The sequence below is a fragment of the Vannielia litorea genome, assembly GCF_018424695.1.
Lineage (GTDB): Bacteria > Pseudomonadota > Alphaproteobacteria > Rhodobacterales > Rhodobacteraceae > Vannielia > Vannielia litorea_A.
On the sequence record NZ_QTNQ01000041.1, the window covers coordinates 1 to 19,065 of the forward strand.

Here is a 19,065-nt window from a genome sequence, read left to right on the forward strand (position 1 = left end):
GCTGTCAACACCTGCGGGGGCTGGCGGGGCTTGATTGCAACGCTTTCGGCGATTGTGCATTGCCCCGGCCCGAAATCGGGCCGAAGCGGCCCTGGAGGCGTCGCACCCTTGCCTCGCCAATCGCTGCCGCCTACCTTACCGCTCGGGGCAGAGACCACCGGTTAAGGACCAGTCACATCGTACAGATTCTCGGCATATGCCGCTTTTCCTACCCCTGTTACGGCGGCTTTCGGCGCGAGCACGCCACCATTCAGGACCGGATCCACTTTCTCTATGGCGAAGAACGGCTGGAAGAGCGGTTTCGCTACTTCGAAACCTTCACCCTGCCCGGCCTCCGGCTGCAAACCGACGAAGACTTCAAGTTCGTCGTCCTCACCGGCAACCAGCTGCCCAAGGCCTATGACGAGCGCCTGAAAGACATGCTCGCCACCCTGCCACAGGCCCGGCTGGTGCAATACGAGCCGCTCAACCATCGGGTGGCCTGTCTTAAGGCGATGCGCGAGCATATCGACCCGCAGGGCGGGGTTTGCGGCCAGTTCCGGCTGGATGACGATGACGGCGTGAGCTACCGCTTCGTCGAGCGCTTCCGCGAGGCTTTCGACGACGGGCACGAGATCATGAAGCGCGAGCACAAGTTCGCGGTGGATTTCAACCAGGGCTATACCGTCTGCATCGACGAGGAGGGCATCCGCGCCTGCGCCCAGCAGCGGCAATACTGGACGCCCGCGCTCGGCGTCTACATCCGCCCGCATATCGACAAGACGGTTGTCCACTTCCGGCACGATACGATCTGGCGGCAGATGACAACGCTCACCTACACCGGCGAAGACATGTTCGTGCGCGGGCTGAACTCCACCAACGGCACCCCTTTCAAGAAGAAGGACTTCGAAGAGATGGTGCCCATCGAAGGCGAGGTGGCGCGGGCGCTGTCGAAGACCTTCGGCATCACCGAAGAGGCGCTGGCCAAGTTTCACGCCGCCGAGACAGGCGTGAGCTGAGACCGCACCGTGCGACGCCTCGCGCTTCTCGCCATGACACTGCTTTCCGGATGCGACTACGGTGTACTTTGGGAGGACGAAACCTACACAGTGGCCTGGATCGACCTTCGCGAGAACACCTTTCTCTACCGAAAGCTCGACGGAGGGAACCTGATTGGGCGCGCAGGCCCGGGGCGCTTCCACATCGGGTCCAACGCGAGTTTTGTTGTCTATTCGATGGCGCCCGATGAACCTTGCAGCTACTTCGCCATCGACAAGGCCGCCGATCATGATGGAGCGGACCCTCACGAGGTGATCGAGGGGCCGATCTGCGATATAAGGGGCTTTCTGGCCGATCGCGGTATCACAGGCCCGCTTACCTTCACCGACGCGGGCTGACTTTCACCGCGGCGGGGCCTGCGCAATTTCTCTTCGCCGGATCGCCAGCCGCCGTTCCCGCAGGTAGGTGAAGAGGCCCGCCGCAATCACGATGGCGCTGCCGATCAGGGTGAGCGGGCCGGGGAAGTCGCCAAAGGCCAGCAGGCCCAGGACCAGAGCCCAGAGCAGGCCGGTGTAGCGGAACGGCGCAACGAACCCCATATCGCCCACCCTTACCGCCGTGACCGAGAGCGTGTAGGCGAAGAGGATCGCCACCACCGAACCGCCGAGGGCCAGCGCATTGCCGGCAGAGACAGGCGCCCAGGGCTCGAACAGCGCGGCAATTCCCGCCGCAGCGCCTACGGAGAAGCCGGTGACGGTGGCGACGGTGAGGGAGGGCAGCGCGCCGCTCATCTTGCGGGTCAACACGTCTCGCGCGACCACGGCCAGCACTGCCGCCAAGGCCCAGATCGAATAGCTGGTGAAGCCCTCGCCGCCCGGCTGCACGATCAGCAGCACGCCGACAAAGCCGATCAGGATCGCCGACATCCGCCAGATCCCGATCGCCTCGCCAAACAACAGCGCACCCGCCAGAGTCACCATCAACGGCGCGGCCTGGAGGATCGCCGTCGCGTTGGCCAAGGGCATGTTGTAGAGCGCGGTGAGGAAGAACAGCGCGGCGAGGATCTCGCTCAGGCTGCGCAGCACCAGCAGCCACCCGTCGCCCCGCGTCAGCCGAAACCGCAGGGCGCCGCGATGCCACGCAAGCAGCGCCAGCAGCGGCGTCACCGCCAAGCCGCGCAGGAAGACTGTCTGCATCAGCGGCAAGTCTCCCGACAGGGACTTGATGAAGGTGTCGTTGATGGTGAAGGACGCCATCGAGGCGGTCATCAGAACGGCGCCGCGCAGGTTTTCGGAAAGCTCAGCCATGACGCAGCGGTAGGAGGATTATGTGACAAGCGCAAGCGTTCGCGCGACGCCCGTTGGGGGCGCATCCATGGCGCACCCTACTTGAGCTGGCTGTCCTTCGAGCCGCGCCGGTTGATCCCGCCGCGCGCCTTGAACGCGCCGTCGCGCTCCTGCTGGCAGTCGATGCAGAGCTTCACGCCCGGAATCGCCAGCCGGCGCTTTTCGGGGATTTCCTCCTCGCATTCGGCGCAATGCGTCAGGCTCTCACCCTGCGGGCCGCGCCGGGCCTTCAGGCGCTGCAACTCGTCGCTGATCGATGCTTCGATCTGCTCGCTCACCGCCCCGTCCTTTGCCCATCCTCCGGCCATGGCCACACTCCTTTCGACCCTGAAAAGGTAAGCGGCCCGCGTCGCAACGCAAGCCCCCCATGGCAAAGGGGCCCCGCGTCGCCGCGAGGCCCCTCCGATTCTTGCCGCGAAACCCGGTGCTTACCGGCTCTCGGGCGTCTCCACGAGGGTGTCGAACTCGTCGCCCCCCACGATATCGTCGTCCATCGGAGCGGCCAGGGCGGCGGCGGCTTCGGCCTCCGCCTGGCGCGCGTCGATCACCTTCTGGTCGCGCTCGGTGGCGATGCGGCGCACCTTCTGGGTCGCACCACCGGTGCCCGCCGGAATGAGGCGGCCCACGATGATGTTCTCCTTCAGGCCCACAAGCTTGTCGCGCTTGCCCTGAACGGCGGCCTCGGTGAGCACCCGGGTGGTCTCCTGGAACGACGCGGCCGAGACGAAGCTGCGGGTTTGCAGGCTGGCCTTGGTGATCCCTAGCAGGATCGGCTCGCCCTGGGCCTCGCGGCCCCCCTTGCTCACAGCCTTCTCGTTGGCGGCGTCGAACTCGGCCTTGTCCACGTGCTCGCCTTTCAGCAGTGTGGTGTCGCCCGAGTCGAGGATCTCCCACTTCTGGAGCATCTGCCGAACGATAACCTCGATGTGCTTGTCGTTAATCTTCACGCCCTGAAGGCGATAGACGTCCTGCACCTCGTCGATCATGTATTCGGCCAGCGCTTCGACACCCATGATGGAGAGGATGTCATGCGGCGCCGGGTTGCCGTCCATGATGTAGTCACCCTTCTGCACGAAGTCGCCTTCCTGCACCGGGATGTGCTTGCCCTTGGGCACCATGTACTCGATCGGCTCGAGGCTGTCGTCGCCCGGCACGATGGAGATCCGGCGCTTGTTCTTGTAGTCGCGCCCGAACTTCACGTAGCCGTCGGCCTCGGCAATGATCGCGTGGTCCTTGGGACGGCGAGCTTCGAAGAGTTCGGCCACACGCGGCAGACCACCGGTGATGTCCTTCGTCTTCGCGCCTTCCCGCGGGATTCGCGCAACCACGTCACCGGCCTTCACCTCCTGCCCGTCTTCGACGGACAGAACCGCGTCGACAGACATCGGATAGGTCACCGGGTTGCCCGCATCGTTGCGCACGGGCTCGCCGTCTTCACCCACCACGAGGATCTCGGGCTTCAGCTCGTTGCCCTTCGGAGCGGTGCGCCAGTCGATCACGATCTTCTGGGTCATGCCGGTGGCGTCGTCGGTCTCGTCCTTCACGGCGATGCCGGTGGTGAGGTCGACGAACTTGGCCGTGCCCGCCTTCTCGGCGATGATCGGCAGAGTGTACGGGTCCCACTCGTAGAGCTTGTCGCCGCGGGCGACCTTCTGCCCCTCGGTCACGAAGACCTTGGTGCCGTAGGTCACCTTGTGGCTGGCGCGCTCGGTGCCGTTCTCGTCGATGATGGCAACCTGCATGTTCCGGCCCATCACGATCTGCTCGCCCATCTCGTTCTTGAGAAGGTTGGCATTGCGCAGCTCGACGATGCCTTCCTGCGAGGCTTCCTGGAACGACTGCTGGCCACCCTGGGCCACGCCGCCGATGTGGAAGGTCCGCATGGTCAGCTGTGTGCCGGGCTCACCGATCGACTGCGCGGCGATGATGCCGACAGCCTCGCCGGTGTTCACCATGGTGCCGCGGGCAAGGTCGCGCCCGTAGCAGTTGGCGCACACGCCCTCTTCGGCCTCACAGGTCAGCGGCGAGCGCATACGCACGGTCGCGACATTGGCCTGCTCGACCATGTCGGCCTTGCGCTCGTCGATCAGCTCGTTGCGGGCCACCAGCACCTCGTCGGTGCCGGGGTGGATGATGTCCTCTGCCGCAACGCGGCCCAGGATACGTTCAGCCAGCGAGCTCACCACTTCACCGTCGTTGACGGCGGCGGCAGCGGTGATTGCCCGCTCGGTGCCACAGTCGTGCTGACGGATGATGCAGTCCTGCGCCACGTCCACCAGACGGCGGGTCAGGTAGCCCGAGTTCGCCGTCTTCAGCGCGGTGTCCGACAGACCCTTACGAGCGCCGTGGGTGGAGTTGAAGTACTCCAGCACGGTCAGGCCTTCCTTGAAGTTCGAGATGATGGGCGTCTCGATGATCTCGCCCGAGGGCTTGGCCATCAGGCCGCGCATCCCGCCGAGCTGCTTCATCTGCGTGACCGAGCCCCGGGCACCGGAGTGGGCCATCATGTAAACGCTGTTCGGCTCCGCTTCGGCGCCTGTCTCGTCCTTCTTGACCGCAGAGATGGTCTCCATCATGGCGTCGGTGACGCGGTCGTTACACTTCGACCAGGCATCGACCACCTTGTTGTACTTCTCGCCCTGGGTGATCAGGCCGTCCATGTACTGCTGTTCGAAGTCCTTCACCTGCTCGCGGGTGTCATCCACGATGGTCCACTTGTTGTCGGGGATCACCATGTCGTCCTTGCCGAACGAGATACCGGCGCGGAAGGCCTCCTTGAAGCCCATGCTCATGATCTGGTCACAGAAGATGACCGACTCCTTCTGCCCGCAATAGCGGTAGACGGTGTCGATGACCTGCTGCACCTCTTTCTTACGAAGCAGGCGGTTGACCAGCTCGAAGGGGGCCTTCGCGTTCAGCGGCAGCAGCGCACCAAGGCGCACACGGCCCGGCGTGGTGTCGAACCGCTGGAACACTTCCTGGCCTTCGTGGTCGATCTGCTTGATCCGGGCCTTGATCCTGGAGTGCAGGTGCACCTCGCCGGCGTTCAGCGCGTGCTCCACCTCTTCGACCGAGCCGAAGACCATGCCTTCGCCCTTCATGCCTTCGCGCTCCATCGTGATGTAATAGAGGCCAAGGATCATGTCCTGCGAGGGCACGATGATCGGCGCGCCGTTGGCGGGCGACAGCACGTTGTTGGTCGACATCATCAGTACGCGGGCTTCCAGCTGGGCTTCCAGCGAAAGCGGCACGTGCACGGCCATCTGGTCACCGTCGAAGTCGGCGTTGAAGGCCGAGCAGACGAGCGGGTGCAGCTGAATGGCCTTGCCTTCGATCAGCATCGGCTCGAACGCCTGAATGCCGAGGCGGTGCAGCGTGGGCGCGCGGTTCAGCAGAACCGGGTGCTCACGGATCACCTCGTCGAGGATATCCCACACCTCGGGACGCTCTTTTTCGACCAGCTTCTTCGCCTGCTTCACGGTGCTCGAAAGGCCCTTGGCCTCCAGCCGCGAGTAGATGAAGGGCTTGAACAGCTCGAGCGCCATCTTCTTCGGCAGGCCGCACTGGTGCAGCTTCAGCTCGGGGCCGGTCACGATGACCGAACGACCGGAGAAGTCGACGCGCTTACCCAGAAGGTTCTGACGGAAGCGGCCCTGCTTGCCCTTGAGCATGTCAGAGAGCGATTTCAGCGGACGCTTGTTCGCACCGGTGATGGTACGGCCACGGCGGCCGTTGTCGAAGAGCGCATCGACCGACTCCTGCAGCATCCGCTTTTCGTTGCGGATGATGATGTCGGGCGCGCGCAGCTCGATGAGGCGCTTCAGACGGTTGTTCCGGTTGATGACCCGGCGATAGAGATCGTTCAGGTCGGAGGTCGCAAAGCGGCCGCCGTCCAGCGGCACCAGCGGGCGCAGCTCGGGCGGGATCACCGGGATCACCGTGAGCACCATCCACTCGGGGCGGTTGCCGGACTCGAGGAAGCTCTCGACGATCTTCAGACGCTTGATGATCTTCTTGGGCTTCAGCTCGCCGGTGGCCTCCTTGAGGTCGGCGCGCAGCTGCTCGGCCTCGGCTTCGAGGTCGATCTGGCTGAGCATCTCGCGGATCGCCTCGGCGCCGATGTTGGCCGAGAAGGCGTCCATCCCGTAGGCATCCTGGGCATCCATGAACTCCTCTTCGGTCATCAGCTGACCGTATTGGAGGTCGGTGAGGCCCGGCTCGATGACCACGTAATTCTCAAAGTAGAGGATGCGCTCGAGGTCACGCAAGGTCATGTCCAGCATGAGGCCGATCCGGCTGGGGAGCGACTTCAGAAACCAGATGTGCGCAACCGGCGCGGCCAGCTCGATGTGGCCCATGCGCTCGCGGCGGACCTTTTGCAGCGTGACTTCCACACCGCATTTCTCGCAGACGACGCCGCGATACTTCATCCGCTTGTACTTGCCGCACAGGCACTCGTAGTCCTTGATCGGCCCGAAGATACGGGCGCAGAAGAGGCCATCACGCTCGGGCTTGAAGGTCCGGTAGTTGATCGTCTCGGGTTTCTTGATCTCACCGAAAGACCAAGAGAGAATCCGCTCCGGCGAGGCCAGCGAGACCTTGATCTCGTCAAACACCTTCGGCGGGGTGAGCGGGTTGAACGGGTTGTTCGTCAGTTCCTGGTTCATCTTGAATTCCTCAAAGTTGTGCAGATGGGAGAGGCGGACGCGCCTTGAGAGCGCGTCCGTCGCGGGCCGAGGCCCTTATTCCTCGCCCTCCGCATCCAGGAGTTCCATGTTCAGGCCGAGGCCGCGGACTTCCTTGACGAGCACGTTGAAGCTCTCGGGAATGCCCGCCTCGAAGTTGTCCTCGCCCTTGACGATCGACTCATACACCTTGGTCCGGCCAGCCACGTCGTCCGACTTCACGGTCAGCATTTCCTGCAGGGTGTAGGCGGCGCCATAGGCTTCCAGCGCCCAGACTTCCATTTCCCCGAAACGCTGGCCGCCGAACTGGGCCTTACCACCGAGCGGCTGCTGAGTGACGAGGCTGTAGGGGCCGGTCGAACGTGCGTGGATCTTGTCATCCACAAGGTGGTGCAGCTTCAGCAGGTACTTGATGCCCACGGTCACCGGGCGGGCAAACTGCTCGCCGGTGCGGCCATCAAACAGGATCGACTGGCCGCTTTCGTTGAAGCCCGCGCGGGTAAGCGCGTCGTTCACGTCCACTTCCTTGGCCCCGTCGAAGACCGGCGTGGCAATTGGCACACCGCGGGTCACATTGCCAGCGGTCTCAAGGATCATACCCTCGTCGAGCGACTGGATGTGCTCCTCATAGGCCTCTTCACCATAGGCAATCTTCATCGCGTCACGCACCGGGGTCAGGTCGCCCGAGCGGCGATACTCGCCCAGAGCCTCGTCCACCTGAATACCGAGCCCACGAGAGGCCCAGCCCATGTGGGTTTCGAGGATCTGACCGACGTTCATCCGCGAAGGCACACCCAGCGGGTTGAGCACGAAGTCGACAGGCGTGCCGTCCCCGAGGAAGGGCATGTCTTCCACAGGCACAACGCGGGAGATAACGCCCTTGTTGCCGTGACGACCGGCCATCTTGTCGCCGGGCTGAAGCTTGCGCTTCACCGCGATGAAGACCTTGACCATCTTCATCACGCCCGGGGGCAGATCGTCGCCGCGGCGCACCTTCTCCACCTTGTCCTCGAAGCGGGCGTCGAGCACGCGCTTCTGCGCCTCGTACTGGGCGTGGAGAGCCTCGATGGCCTGCGCCTCGTCCTCTTCACCCACGGCGAGTTGCCACCACTGGCCGCGCGACAGGCTGTCGAGCAGTTCCTCGGTGACTTCCGACTTCGGCTTGATGCCCTTCGGCCCCTTGATCGCCATCTTGCCCAGGATCATGTCCTTCAGACGGGCATAGATGTTGCGGTCGAGGATCGCGAGCTCGTCGTCCCGGTCACGGGCCAGGCGTTCCACCTCTTCCCGCTCGATCTGAAGCGCCCGCTCGTCCTTCTCCACGCCATGGCGGTTGAAGACGCGCACTTCCACGACCGTGCCGAAATCGCCCGGCGGCAGGCGGAGCGAGGTGTCACGCACGTCGCTGGCCTTTTCGCCGAAGATGGCGCGCAGCAGCTTCTCTTCCGGGGTCATCGGGCTTTCGCCCTTCGGGGTGATCTTGCCCACGAGAATGTCACCGGGGCCGACCTCGGCACCGATGTAGACAATCCCGGCCTCGTCGAGGTTGCGCAGGGCTTCCTCGCCGACGTTCGGGATGTCGCGGGTGATCTCTTCCGGGCCAAGCTTGGTGTCGCGCGCGGCCACTTCGAATTCCTCGATGTGGACCGAGGTGAACACGTCATCCTTGGCGATGCGCTCGGAGATGAGGATGGAGTCCTCGTAGTTGTAGCCGTTCCAGGGCATGAAGGCGACGACGACGTTCTTGCCGAGGGCCAGCTCACCCATGTCCGTGCTCGGACCGTCAGCGATGACCTCGCCCTTCACCACCGTGTCACCCACCTTCACCAGCGGGCGCTGGTTGATGCAGGTGTTCTGGTTGGAGCGCTGAAATTTGCGCAGACGGTAGATGTCCACGCCCGGGTCGCCCGGCTCCAGGTCTTCGGTGGCGCGCACAACGATCCGCTGGGCATCGACCTGGTCGATGATCCCGCCGCGGAACGCCTGAATGGCGGCGCCGGAGTCGATGGCCACCTTGCGCTCGATCCCGGTGCCCACAAGCGGAGCCTCGGCCTGCAGCAGCGGCACGGCCTGCTTCTGCATGTTCGAGCCCATGAGGGCGCGGTTGGCGTCGTCGTTTTCGAGGAAGGGGATGAGCGAGGCGGCAACCGAAACCAGCTGTTTCGGCGACACGTCGATCAGGTCCACGTTCTCGTTGGGCGCCAGGGTGTATTCACCCGACTGGCGAGTGTTCACCATGTCGTTGGTGAACTTGCCGTCCTCGTCGAGCGAGGCGTTGGCCTGAGCCACCGTGTGGCGCATCTCTTCGGTGGCCGACATGTAATGCACTTCATCGGTCACCTTGCCGTTTTCGACGCGGCGATAGGGCGTTTCGATGAAGCCATACTTGTTGACCCGCGCAAAGCTGGCGAGGTTGTTGATGAGGCCGATGTTCGGGCCTTCCGGCGTTTCAATCGGGCACATCCGGCCATAGTGGGTCGGGTGCACGTCGCGCACCTCGAAGCCGGCACGCTCACGGGTCAGGCCGCCCGGGCCAAGCGCCGAAAGGCGACGCTTGTGGGAGACTTCCGAGAGCGGGTTGGTCTGGTCCATGAACTGGCTGAGCTGCGACGAGCCGAAGAACTCGCGCACCGCGGCAGCGGCGGGCTTGGCGTTGATCAGATCCTGCGGCATCACAGTGTCGATCTCGACGGAGCTCATGCGCTCCTTGATCGCCCGCTCCATGCGGAGCAGACCCACGCGATACTGGTTTTCCATCAGCTCGCCGACCGAGCGGACACGGCGGTTGCCGAGGTGGTCGATGTCGTCCACTTCGCCCTTTCCGTCGCGCAGCTCCACCAGCGCCTTGATGCAGGCCACGATGTCTTCGCGGCGCAGCGTGCGCTGGGTGTCCTCGGCGTCGAGATCGAGGCGCATGTTCATCTTCACCCGGCCCACGGCCGAGAGATCGTAGCGCTCGCTGTCAAAGAACAGGCTGTCGAAGAGGGTGCTGGCGGCTTCCACGGTGGGCGGCTCGCCGGGGCGCATGACGCGATAGATATCCATGAGCGCGGTGTCGCGGTTCATGTTCTTGTCGTTCGCCATGGTGTTGCGGATGTAGGCACCCACGTTCACGCCGTCGATGTCGAGCACCGGAATATCGGTGATGCCCGCGTCGACCAGCTCCTTCAGGGTGCCGCCGGTGACTTCACCGTCCTTGTCGGTCTCCCAGGTCAGCTCATCGCCGGCTTCCACGTAGATGGCGCCGGTTTCCTCGTTGATGATATCCTTGGCCACGAACTTGCCGACGATGCGGTCGAACGGCACCAGCAGATCGGTGATCTCGCCGTCGTCGATGATCTTCTTCACCGCGCGCGGCGTCACCTTCTTGCCGGCCTCGGCAATCACTTCACCGGTCTTGGCATCCACGAGGTCATAGGCCGGGCGCGTGCCACGGACGCGCTCGGGGAAGAACTTGGTCACCCAGCCCTTGTTCTTCTTCAGCTTGTAGCTGACCGTCTCGTAATAGGCGTCCATGATCGCCTCCTGATCCAGCCCGAGGGCATAGAGCAGGGTGGTCACCGGCAGCTTGCGGCGGCGGTCGATGCGCGCAAAGACGATATCCTTGGCGTCAAACTCGAAGTCCAGCCAGGAGCCGCGATAGGGGATGATCCGGCAGGCGAAGAGGAGCTTGCCCGAGGCGTGGGTCTTGCCCTTGTCATGGTCGAAGAACACGCCGGGCGAGCGGTGCATCTGGGAAACGATCACACGCTCGGTGCCGTTCACCACGAAGGTGCCGTTGGGCGTCATCAGGGGCATGTCGCCCATGAACACGTCCTGTTCCTTGATGTCCTTCACCGACTTGGCGCCGGTGTCCTCGTCCACATCGAACACGATGAGGCGCAGGGTCACCTTCAGCGGCGCGCTGTAGGTCATGTCGCGCTGCTGGCACTCTTCAACGTCGTACTTGGGCTTCTCCAGCTCGTATTTCACGAACTCGAGAACAGCCGTCTCGTTGAAATCCTTGATCGGGAAAACGCCCTGGAAGACACCCATGATGCCTTCGCCGTCCATCGGCTGAGGCTCGTCACCGGACTTCAGGAACAGGTCGTAGGAGCTTTTCTGAACCTCGATGAGGTTCGGCATCTCCAGAACTTCGCGGATTTTGCCGTAATAGCGGCGGAAACGTTTGTGGCCGAGGAGAGTCGTCGCCATCTGGTATAGTACCTTTCGTCTGTCGCCGCGCACATCCCGCCGGGGCACCGGGAGGGCGGCTCACGAATGAAGGTGCGTCCGGGATCCATACCTGCGTGCCGTCCCACCGGCACGCGCCCGATCCATTCGAACGCGCCTTGGAAAGAACCCCCGCAGAGGCGCTTGCCGAGACGCATTCGGCTGGACCCGGAATTTTCCCGGATCCAGCCAATTCTCTACCGGGCCACCCGCGCGGGGCGGCGTCCGATCACTTGAGCTCCACCTCGGCGCCAGCGGCTTCGAGCTTGCCCTTGATGTCTTCGGCTTCGGCCTTGTCGCAGCCTTCCTTGACGGCCTTGCCGCCGGCTTCGACCAGTTCCTTGGCTTCTTTCAGGCCAAGACCGGTGATGGCGCGGACTTCCTTGATCACGTTGATCTTCTGGGCGCCAGCGGCCTTCAGGATCACGTCGAACTCGGTTTTCTCTTCTTCCGCAGCACCGGCGTCGCCGCCAGCAGGGCCGGCCATCATCACTGCGCCGCCAGCGGCGGGCTCGATGCCGTACTCGTCCTTGAGGATGGTTTTCAGTTCTTGGGCTTCGAGAAGGGTCAGACCCACGATCTCTTCAGCAAGTTTCTTCAGATCAGCCATTTTTCGCTTTCCGTCTGTCTAGATGTGTTCCAACGCGAGGCAATCAACCCCTACGCGGCTCTCATTCGTTGCCTTACGCGGCCTTCTCTTCGATGGTCGAAAGGATGGACGCGATATTCGAGGCAGGTGCGCCAATGGCGCCGGCGATGTTCGAGGCAGGTGCACCGATGCAGCCCACGATGGAAGCAATGAGCTCCTCGCGGCTGGGCATCGCGGCAACGGCCTTCACTCCGTCGACGTCCAGAGCCGTTTCACCCATCGCACCGCCGAGGATCTCGAGCTTCGAGTTGTCCTTGGCGAACTTCTCCACGACCTTGGCCGCAGCCACGGGGTCTTCGGAGTAGGTGAGAACGGTCATACCCGTCAGAAGATCGGCGATGCTGGCGCAAGGCTTCCCTTCCAGGGCGATCTTGGCGAGCCTGTTCTTGGCGACGCGGACCGACCCGCCAGCTTCACGCATTTGCGCGCGCAGGTCCTGCATCTCGGCAACCGTGAGACCCTCGTAGTGGGAGACCACAACGACGCCAGAGCTTTCGAAAATCTGGCCGAGTTCCTCGACCACTTTCTCTTTCTGGGCTCTATCCACAGTTTCACTCCAATTTGGGCAGGGTCATCCCCGCCCGGCTCTTTTTTGCTGGCCGAGGCCAACACTCAGGTCCGTGTTACGGGGCTGAAACCAAGTTCGCCCGAGAGAACCCCCGCGGGAAAACATGTTCTGACCCGTCTCAGGCAGGAAATTAAGGGGTTCGGACGAACTCCACCCACCGTCTTGGACGAAACGCAAAACAGCGCACGACGAATCGCACGCTGGCTTGCAGGGGGCGGTTTAGTTGGCTCGCGCTCCGAGGGCAAGGGCCGAACCCTCACGACCGGGTGATTTCGCGCGCGCCCGGTCGCTTTGTCGAATGAAGCGCAACCCTGGCTCCTCCCGGGGAACCTTCTCAATCCCGCCGGGGTGCCGTGCCTGGCAATCCTGACCCAGCTGCCAAGCAGGTCCAACCCGAACCGGCCCTTCGATACGGTGTGTTACACGGTCCGGAGCGCGGACAAAGCAGACATTGATCCGCAAGCCGTGCAGCGCCGTCCCGCGGGGTGGCGCCCGACCTGATGAGCGGCGCGCTTTATGGTAGCCAAGCACCTTCTTCCCTTGGAGCTCAGCGCCAACGGCAGCCATGCGCCGCCCCGGGGGGGCGGGACGGCGCTGCGCGGCGGCTTCGCCTTGATTCCGCGCGGGGGAAGACATGGCAAGCGCAGTGATGGGCTCGAAGCGGACCTTCGCGGCCCCCCCCGAAGGGCAGCTGACCCATCACCACATGACCCGGGCCCGTGATCTGACACGAAAGTCGGTTCCGCATGGCAACGGGCATGTGCTGTCCTGCCTGCAACCGGGCCACATGCGCAGCCGAACGCCGCACCGCCATGAGCGCAACCCGCCCGCAAAACTTTAACCAACCGCGCCAAATCGCCCGCCCCCGACGGACCCGGCGCCCTCGCCCGTTCAAGTCAGGTCAACCGCAGCCGAAAGCCACAGCCATGCAAAAACGATCCCCCTACTGGCTCTGGGCCCTGCTCACCGCCCCCGCTGCCCTCTGGAGCTACGAGGCCATGTCCTCGGACAACGCCCGCATCTTCCACATCCTCGTGCACCCCACCGGCGAATGGGCCGCACGGGCACTGATCCTCACCATGATGATCTCGCCGCTGGTCCTGCTCTTCCGCAACGCCGGCTGGGCCCGCTGGCTCAGGAAGAACCGCCGCTACTTCGGCGTCGCTGCTTTCGGCTAAGCGGCGCTGCACACGCTTTTCTACCTGATCGACAAGGACTCAGCCGCACGCGTGCTCTCCGAGCTGCCGCGCTTCTACATCTGGACGGGCTGGCTCGCCTTCGCCATCTTTGTCCCGCTTGCCGTCACCTCGATGGATTTCGCCCAGAGAATGATGGGCCCCTGGTGGAAGTGGCTCCAACGGTGGACATATGCCGCCGCCGTGCTGACCCTGCTGCACTGGGCCGGGCTGCACGAGTTCCGCAACCCGCTCGGCGCCATCCTGCACTTCGCCCCCCTCGCCGCGTTGGAGGCCTACCGCGTCTGGTACTGGCACCTCCGCCCGCCGCGGAGGCAGGCAAACCCGGGCTGATCAAGCCTCCGCCCGGCGCCCCACCCTGCGATAATGCAGAAAAAGGGTGATTTACCTAAGGTCATGGTGCAGTCTTGCGGGATTCAAGGAGGTTTTCATCATGCCCATTTCCCGCGCCCTGCCCGTCCTCTTCCTCGGCACCCTCACCGCCTGCCTCAGCCTCCCCACCATCGCCCACACGCCGGGGGCCGTTGTGCAGCAGTCGCTGTCGGGGGCGAGCGTGGTCGGCGCCCTTGCGGACGGCACCTCCTACTGCGAGTTCCACGATCCCGGCGGTCTGGTCGTGGGGCGCGATACCGCCGTCTATGCCGGGACATGGCGGATCAATGGCGACGCGATGTGCTACACCTATACCGGCGAGGCCGAAGACTGCCAGTTCGTCCAGATCAACGGCACCCGCGCCGTCTTCGTCGACATGATCGCGGGCGCCACCCTGAGCCAGGGAAACATCGTGCCGGGCAACGTGTGCAGCTGATGCCCCCGAACCGGTCGGCGGGGGCCGACAGCCCCGGCAACATGCGCCCCGCCGCCCGGTTTCACATCGCCATCACCCGCCGGATCTTGGCCATCGCGCTCTCCAGCTCCTCCTCGTAGCGGATCGGCTCGAAGAAGTTGCCCCTCTCGTCGAAGAGCAGCACAAAGGCCGAGTGGTCCATCGTGTAGCCGCCGCCTTCCAGAGAAATCCTGGAGGCGTAGACGCGAAAGGCCCGGATCGCCTTGTCCACCTCCTCGCGGCTCCCCGAGACGCCCACCACGCCGGGCACCCAGTTCACGTCGTCACCGATCATCCCCAGCGTGTCGCGCTCCGGGTCCACCGTGACGAAATAGGTGCGTAAAGGGCCCGCGCCCGCGGCCTCCAGCTCCGCCTGCCACAGGTCGATGTGAGCCAGCGTGGTCGGGCAAACCTCCGGGCAATGCGAAAAGCCGAAGAACACCGCCGTCGGCGCGCCGCGCAGGCTGGCCTCGGTAAAGGGCTGGCCGTCCGTGCCCTCCAGCACGTAATCGCCGTGGCCGAGGTCGATCGCGGCGCCCTCGTCCAGCTTCGGGGCCAGCAGCGTGAACCATGCCACCGCAAGGAGAGCCAGCCCGGCCAGCCCCCCGCGATGATGGCTGCCATTGTACGCCCGGTCATCAGTTGTGCCCTTGAGCAGCGTGGTCAATGAAAGCCGCCATCCGCCCCGAAGGTCCCGCAAAGATCCTCCGCCGCGATTCCCAGATCCCGCAGCTCGGCGGCGGCCACAGCCTGCTCCGAGGGCGGCCCCATGTGATGCGCTTGAACCGCGCCCAGCACCGCCAGCATCAAGGCGGCGGCCCAGGCAATCACGTCCTGGAGAAAGGCGCGGGTCCCGGCGGGTCAATGCTGCAAGCCGTCTTCGACGAAAAGCGCCGAGAATGCCGCAGCCAAAGGGACGGCGGGTGGGGTGTCATTGCGCAGCAATGCACGTCACCCGGCGGCCAAACAAAAAAGGGGCGAGCCAACCGGCCCGCCCCTCTCAAATCAGTTGCGGAAGGCTCAGTTGCCCAGCGCGTTGTCCACCTCGATGCTCACGCCCGGGCCCATGGTCGAAGAGATCGCGATCTTCTTCATGTAGGTGCCCTTGGCGCCACTCGGCTTGGCCTTGCTCACGGCGTCCACGAAGGCGCGCACGTTTTCCACCAGCTTGCCCTCGTCGAACGAGGCTTTGCCAACACCGGCGTGCACCACGCCGGCCTTCTCGGCCTTGAACTGAACCTCACCGCCCTTGGCGGCTTCCACGGCTTCCTTCACGTCCATCGTGACGGTGCCGACCTTGGGGTTCGGCATCAGGTTGCGCGGGCCAAGGACTTTGCCCAGACGGCCGACAATCGGCATCATGTCGGGCGTGGCAATGCAGCGATCGAAGTCGATCTTGCCGCCCTGCACGGTCTCCATCAGGTCTTCCGCGCCCACCACGTCGGCGCCGGCGGCCTTGGCCTCATCGGCCTTCTCGCCACGGGCGAAGACGGCAACGCGCACGTCCTTGCCGGTGCCGTTGGGCAGGCTCACCTTGCCACGCACCATCTGGTCGGCGTGGCGCGGGTCGACGCCCAGGTTCATGGCGATCTCGACGGTCTCGTCGAACTTGGCGTTGGCGTTGCCCTTCACCAGGGCCACGGCCTCTTCCACGCTCAGGTCGTGCTTGCCCTCAAAGGCTTCACGGGCGGCGCGGGTACGTTTTCCGAGTTTTGCCATCTTACTTCACCTCGATGCCCATGGAGTTCGCGGAGCCGACGATGATCTTCATCGCGGCCTCGATATCGGTCGCGTTCAGATCCTTCATCTTGGCTTCGGCGATCTCGCGCACCTGCTTGACGGTGACAGACCCCACGGTCTGGCGCGACGGGGTGTTGGCCCCGGATTTCACCTTGGCGGCCTTCTTCAGGTAGTAAGACGCGGGGGGCGTCTTGATGTCCATCGAGAAGGATTTGTCCTGGTAGTAGGTGATCACGGTCGGGCAGGGCGCACCCGGCTCCATCTCCTGCGTCTTGGCGTTGAACGCCTTGCAGAATTCCATGATGTTGATGCCGCGCTGACCCAGCGCCGGACCAACCGGCGGAGAGGGGTTTGCTTGTCCGGCGGGCACCTGAAGCTTCATGGTGCCGGCAATCTTCTTGGCCATAAGGGCCTCCTTTGCTCAACGGCGGCACAACGCGATGGGCCGCCTTCATGTTGACGTGGTCCGGCTTGGCACCCGCGAGCGCCGCCCCTCCCACGCGATTCGGCCCCGCCAGTGCGACGGGGGACGAAGGAAGCCGCCTCATAGGAGCATTTGCGCCCTGCGTCAAACCCCCGTTGCCGCCTTTCCGCCCTGCAACCGGCGGCTCCGCTCCCAAGTTTCGCCGGGTTCTCCGGCGAGGATGGGCGTGCGGGGCTGGAGAATCGGAGAGATCATGAGCCAACCGCAAATCCTGCTGTGCACCCCCAACACGCCGGAGGGCGAGGCCACCCTGAAGGCGCTCACCGAGCGCTTGGTGCCGCAGCTGACGGCAACGGGGCTGGCGACGCTCGACGCGATTCAGAACGGCGCCTACGGCTACGGCATCGCCACGGTGATCCCCGACAATCACCTCGCCGAAACGCTGCGCGCGCAGGCCCTGTCATCCGGCTTCGAGCTGGTGACGCAGATCGCCCTCGACACGCAAGATCAAACCGCCCTCGAATCCGAGATCGAGCGGCTCACCGCAGGCACAGAGCTTGCCGGCAAGTTCTATGTCGGGCGGTGGCTCAAGATCACCGAGGCCGATGTCGCAGGGGGCTCCGACACCTCCGACCAGCCCGCCGCGCCAGTGCTCGACACCGGAAAGACCATCGAGATCTACTATGACGCCGGCCAGATCCCGCCCGGCTATTCCGACCCGCTGAGCTTTCGCAACGCCGCGATAGACCTGATCGAGGCGGCGCTGGCCAAGGCCGGCGTCGGCGAATGGGCCGGGGCCGAAAGCGGCGCAAACCTCGTGACAGGGGAACCGGAGGTCAACTTCGGTTTCGATGTCACCGAGTTCGAGCGCGCCGAAGAGATCGTGCGCGAGGCCGTCCGTGGCACGCCCTTCGAGGGCATCCGCGAAATCTCGCGGTTCGAGGCCAGTGCCCAAAGTTGAAGCCCCGTGGCGCCCATCGCCGCGCGACCACCTCCGGTTTAACCCGCAGCACAAGATTCCCCTGCCCCGTAATGGCCTCAATCGCGCCCCGATCTGGCCATGCCCGACCGATTGTTTCGTTAACGAGGGATTAACCGAGACTTTGACAAGGTCCAACGAGGTGGAGAAACCCCGATGCTGATGCAGGATCACGAGAGCTTTGCAGACACCACGGGCACCTGGCTCGCCATAAGTTACCGGCTCGAAGACATCCGCCGCGCCATCCCGGGCCGCACCACGCCCCGCGAGTTCTGCGAAGAGGCCCAGGTGCTGATCGAAGCCTCGCTCGAGATCGCCGGGCTCGGCCGCTCGACCGGCACCCAGGAAATGCCCGCCGACAAGGCGACCGGCGCGCTCTGGATCGGCTTTACCGTCTCCGATGCCGCCCGCGCCGAAGCGGTGATCCGCGACGCCGTCGACGGCACCAGCTACGGCGGCTTCACCGCCATTTCGCGGGCCGACCGTGCCGCAGCCTGAGCCCGCCCGACCCCACCTGCCTCAGCCTTCGGACGCCTCCGGAAAGTAGAGACCGGGAAAAGCGCGGGAAATCTCCCGCACCCGGGCCTCCGAGAGCTTCGGCGGTACCTGCCGCCCGACATAGTCGTTCTCGCCATGCAGGATGAGGTAGCACATCGCCGGAAACGGCACCCAGCCCAGCCTGACACCCATCAACCGGGTCAGCTCCGGCAGCCGGCCATGGGGCACCTTCACCACGCCCTCCAGCAGCGCCGTGCCCCAGCCGCCGCGCCGATTGTCGAAATAGGCCGCCACGCAGGAGCCGCAGTTGCGGAAGAAGGTGTTGTTCTCCAGCCGCCCGTCGCGCAGCGACCGGTGGCCCAACACCCGGCCGCGCCGCGTGCCGACGGCCAGCATGTAGCCCTGATCCAGAAGATAGCCGGTGCCGTTGTTGTCGGAGAGGATGTAGCCAGTCAGATCGGGGTGCGGAACATCGTCGCCATCGAGCAGGAAGGCATAGCCGGTTTCGATCCCGCTCTGCCGCACCCAATCCGTCAGCCGGTCGTACTTGTCGTTCTTGTCATGGGGCGGGGTGTCCTCCGGGGCGGCGGTGAAGGGCAGGAACTGGATGCGCCGATCCTCGGGCATGCCCTCGGGCCAGTCCTGCCCGCAAATGATCGCCTGCCATCGCGGGTCGGCCTGCGCCAGCAGCGCCTCCAGAGTCTGCCGCAGGAGCGCGCCCACCCGGCGCCAGTCCTTGGCGCGGTCCCGCCCGATGAGGCAGATGAGATAAACCACTTGCTCGTTGCCGGTGACCCCGGGCCAAGCGGGTCGCTCCAGCAGCAGACGTTGGGCGCAAGCCTTCTCCCAGGCGGGGCCCCAGCGAAACAAGCGCGTGAGCCGTCGGCTGTAGCGCAGGCGCGTCGGGAGGATCTTCAGCAGCTCTGGCAAGCTGCCCCTGCCGGTCCCGCCTGCGTCCAATGCG

The 19,065-nt window shown here is 64.5% G+C and carries 18 protein-coding genes; 7 read left to right on the top strand and 11 right to left on the bottom strand.

Annotation, left to right across the window (positions count from 1 at the left end; genetic code table 11):
- A partial coding sequence (locus DYI42_RS14130) for a glycosyltransferase (RefSeq protein ID WP_213546639.1) occupies positions 1 to 998 on the top strand: 998 nt, incomplete at its 5' end.
- Positions 999 to 1,031: 33 nt separating this feature from the next.
- Positions 1,032 to 1,376 carry a hypothetical protein gene (locus tag DYI42_RS14135; RefSeq protein ID WP_213546640.1) on the top strand — a complete coding sequence of 115 codons (345 nt, stop codon included), beginning with the start codon at positions 1,032 to 1,034 and terminating at the stop codon, positions 1,374 to 1,376.
- Between the two features lie 3 nt (positions 1,377 to 1,379).
- On the opposite strand, the gene DYI42_RS14140 is transcribed toward DYI42_RS14135, so the two are convergent.
- The 6 genes from DYI42_RS14140 to rplJ form a co-directional block, all read right to left on the bottom strand.
- Complete coding sequence (locus DYI42_RS14140; protein ID WP_213546641.1) at positions 1,380 to 2,285, bottom strand: DMT family transporter; 906 nt, start codon at positions 2,283 to 2,285, stop codon at positions 1,380 to 1,382.
- Between the two features lie 77 nt (positions 2,286 to 2,362).
- Entirely contained in the window at positions 2,363 to 2,632 is a 270-nt protein-coding gene (locus DYI42_RS14145) for a DksA/TraR family C4-type zinc finger protein (protein ID WP_213546642.1), read from the bottom strand.
- 120 nt (positions 2,633 to 2,752) lie between these two features.
- Positions 2,753 to 6,991, bottom strand: coding sequence for a DNA-directed RNA polymerase subunit beta' (gene rpoC, locus DYI42_RS14150; protein WP_213546643.1), 4,239 nt, complete (start codon positions 6,989 to 6,991; stop codon positions 2,753 to 2,755).
- A 75-nt stretch (positions 6,992 to 7,066) separates the two neighbouring features.
- Positions 7,067 to 11,203, bottom strand: a complete 4,137-nt coding sequence (rpoB, locus tag DYI42_RS14155) for a DNA-directed RNA polymerase subunit beta (protein WP_213546644.1) — start codon at positions 11,201 to 11,203, stop codon at positions 7,067 to 7,069.
- Positions 11,204 to 11,450: 247 nt separating this feature from the next.
- Positions 11,451 to 11,831 carry a 50S ribosomal protein L7/L12 gene (rplL, locus tag DYI42_RS14160; RefSeq protein WP_213546645.1) on the bottom strand — a complete coding sequence of 127 codons (381 nt, stop codon included), beginning with the start codon at positions 11,829 to 11,831 and terminating at the stop codon, positions 11,451 to 11,453.
- 73 nt (positions 11,832 to 11,904) lie between these two features.
- Positions 11,905 to 12,417, bottom strand: coding sequence for a 50S ribosomal protein L10 (gene rplJ, locus DYI42_RS14165; RefSeq protein WP_213546646.1), 513 nt, complete (start codon positions 12,415 to 12,417; stop codon positions 11,905 to 11,907).
- Positions 12,418 to 13,364: 947 nt separating this feature from the next.
- Between rplJ and DYI42_RS24295 the strand changes: the two genes are divergently transcribed.
- From DYI42_RS24295 to DYI42_RS14175, 3 genes are all read left to right on the top strand, one after another.
- Positions 13,365 to 13,616: a hypothetical protein gene (locus DYI42_RS24295; RefSeq protein WP_244867928.1), complete on the top strand. Its 252-nt coding sequence runs from the start codon at positions 13,365 to 13,367 to the stop codon at positions 13,614 to 13,616.
- 6 nt (positions 13,617 to 13,622) lie between these two features.
- Positions 13,623 to 13,967, top strand: a complete 345-nt coding sequence (locus tag DYI42_RS24300) for a ferric reductase-like transmembrane domain-containing protein (protein WP_274608823.1) — start codon at positions 13,623 to 13,625, stop codon at positions 13,965 to 13,967.
- Between the two features lie 100 nt (positions 13,968 to 14,067).
- Complete coding sequence (locus DYI42_RS14175; RefSeq protein WP_213546647.1) at positions 14,068 to 14,442, top strand: hypothetical protein; 375 nt, start codon at positions 14,068 to 14,070, stop codon at positions 14,440 to 14,442.
- 61 nt (positions 14,443 to 14,503) lie between these two features.
- Here DYI42_RS14175 and DYI42_RS14180 read toward each other — a convergent pair whose 3' ends face one another.
- The 4 genes from DYI42_RS14180 to rplK all read right to left on the bottom strand — a co-directional run bounded on the left by DYI42_RS14180 (position 14,504) and on the right by rplK (position 16,606).
- Entirely contained in the window at positions 14,504 to 15,127 is a 624-nt protein-coding gene (locus tag DYI42_RS14180; protein ID WP_244867929.1) for an SCO family protein, read from the bottom strand.
- Positions 15,124 to 15,291: a hypothetical protein gene (locus DYI42_RS14185; protein WP_213546648.1), complete on the bottom strand. Its 168-nt coding sequence runs from the start codon at positions 15,289 to 15,291 to the stop codon at positions 15,124 to 15,126. The genes DYI42_RS14180 and DYI42_RS14185 overlap by 4 nt, the downstream gene beginning before the upstream one ends.
- Before the next feature lie 189 nt (positions 15,292 to 15,480).
- Positions 15,481 to 16,179 (bottom strand): 50S ribosomal protein L1, encoded by a 699-nt coding sequence (gene rplA / locus DYI42_RS14190; RefSeq protein WP_213546649.1) that lies wholly within the window; start codon positions 16,177 to 16,179, stop codon positions 15,481 to 15,483.
- A gap of 1 nt (position 16,180) precedes the next feature.
- Positions 16,181 to 16,606, bottom strand: a complete 426-nt coding sequence (gene rplK / locus DYI42_RS14195; RefSeq protein ID WP_213546650.1) for a 50S ribosomal protein L11 — start codon at positions 16,604 to 16,606, stop codon at positions 16,181 to 16,183.
- A gap of 271 nt (positions 16,607 to 16,877) precedes the next feature.
- Here rplK and DYI42_RS14200 point away from each other — a divergent pair, with 271 nt between their 5' ends.
- On the top strand, positions 16,878 to 17,585 hold the full coding sequence (locus tag DYI42_RS14200; protein WP_213546651.1) for a hypothetical protein: 708 nt from the start codon (positions 16,878 to 16,880) through the stop codon (positions 17,583 to 17,585).
- A 174-nt stretch (positions 17,586 to 17,759) separates the two neighbouring features.
- On the top strand, positions 17,760 to 18,101 hold the full coding sequence (locus tag DYI42_RS14205) for a hypothetical protein (protein WP_213546652.1): 342 nt from the start codon (positions 17,760 to 17,762) through the stop codon (positions 18,099 to 18,101).
- A gap of 21 nt (positions 18,102 to 18,122) precedes the next feature.
- Here DYI42_RS14205 and DYI42_RS14210 read toward each other — a convergent pair whose 3' ends face one another.
- Positions 18,123 to 19,031, bottom strand: coding sequence for a hypothetical protein (locus DYI42_RS14210; protein WP_213546653.1), 909 nt, complete (start codon positions 19,029 to 19,031; stop codon positions 18,123 to 18,125).
- Positions 19,032 to 19,065 lie beyond the last annotated feature (34 nt).

Excerpts from the sequence above, each read along its gene's own strand:
- DYI42_RS14200 (WP_213546651.1), top strand. The coding sequence starts at position 16,878 with ATGAGCCAACCGCAAATCCTGCTGTGCACCCCCAACACGCCGGAGGGC.
- DYI42_RS14140 (WP_213546641.1), bottom strand. The coding sequence starts at position 2,285 with ATGGCTGAGCTTTCCGAAAACCTGCGCGGCGCCGTTCTGATGACCGCC.
- DYI42_RS24295 (WP_244867928.1), top strand. The coding sequence starts at position 13,365 with ATGCAAAAACGATCCCCCTACTGGCTCTGGGCCCTGCTCACCGCCCCC.
- rplK (WP_213546650.1), bottom strand. The coding sequence starts at position 16,606 with ATGGCCAAGAAGATTGCCGGCACCATGAAGCTTCAGGTGCCCGCCGGA.
- DYI42_RS14145 (WP_213546642.1), bottom strand. The coding sequence starts at position 2,632 with ATGGCCGGAGGATGGGCAAAGGACGGGGCGGTGAGCGAGCAGATCGAA.
- DYI42_RS14135 (WP_213546640.1), top strand. The coding sequence starts at position 1,032 with ATGACACTGCTTTCCGGATGCGACTACGGTGTACTTTGGGAGGACGAA.
- rpoC (WP_213546643.1), bottom strand. The coding sequence starts at position 6,991 with ATGAACCAGGAACTGACGAACAACCCGTTCAACCCGCTCACCCCGCCG.
- DYI42_RS14205 (WP_213546652.1), top strand. The coding sequence starts at position 17,760 with ATGCTGATGCAGGATCACGAGAGCTTTGCAGACACCACGGGCACCTGG.
- rplA (WP_213546649.1), bottom strand. The coding sequence starts at position 16,179 with ATGGCAAAACTCGGAAAACGTACCCGCGCCGCCCGTGAAGCCTTTGAG.
- rpoB (WP_213546644.1), bottom strand. The coding sequence starts at position 11,203 with ATGGCGACGACTCTCCTCGGCCACAAACGTTTCCGCCGCTATTACGGC.
- DYI42_RS14175 (WP_213546647.1), top strand. The coding sequence starts at position 14,068 with ATGCCCATTTCCCGCGCCCTGCCCGTCCTCTTCCTCGGCACCCTCACC.
- rplL (WP_213546645.1), bottom strand. The coding sequence starts at position 11,831 with ATGGCTGATCTGAAGAAACTTGCTGAAGAGATCGTGGGTCTGACCCTT.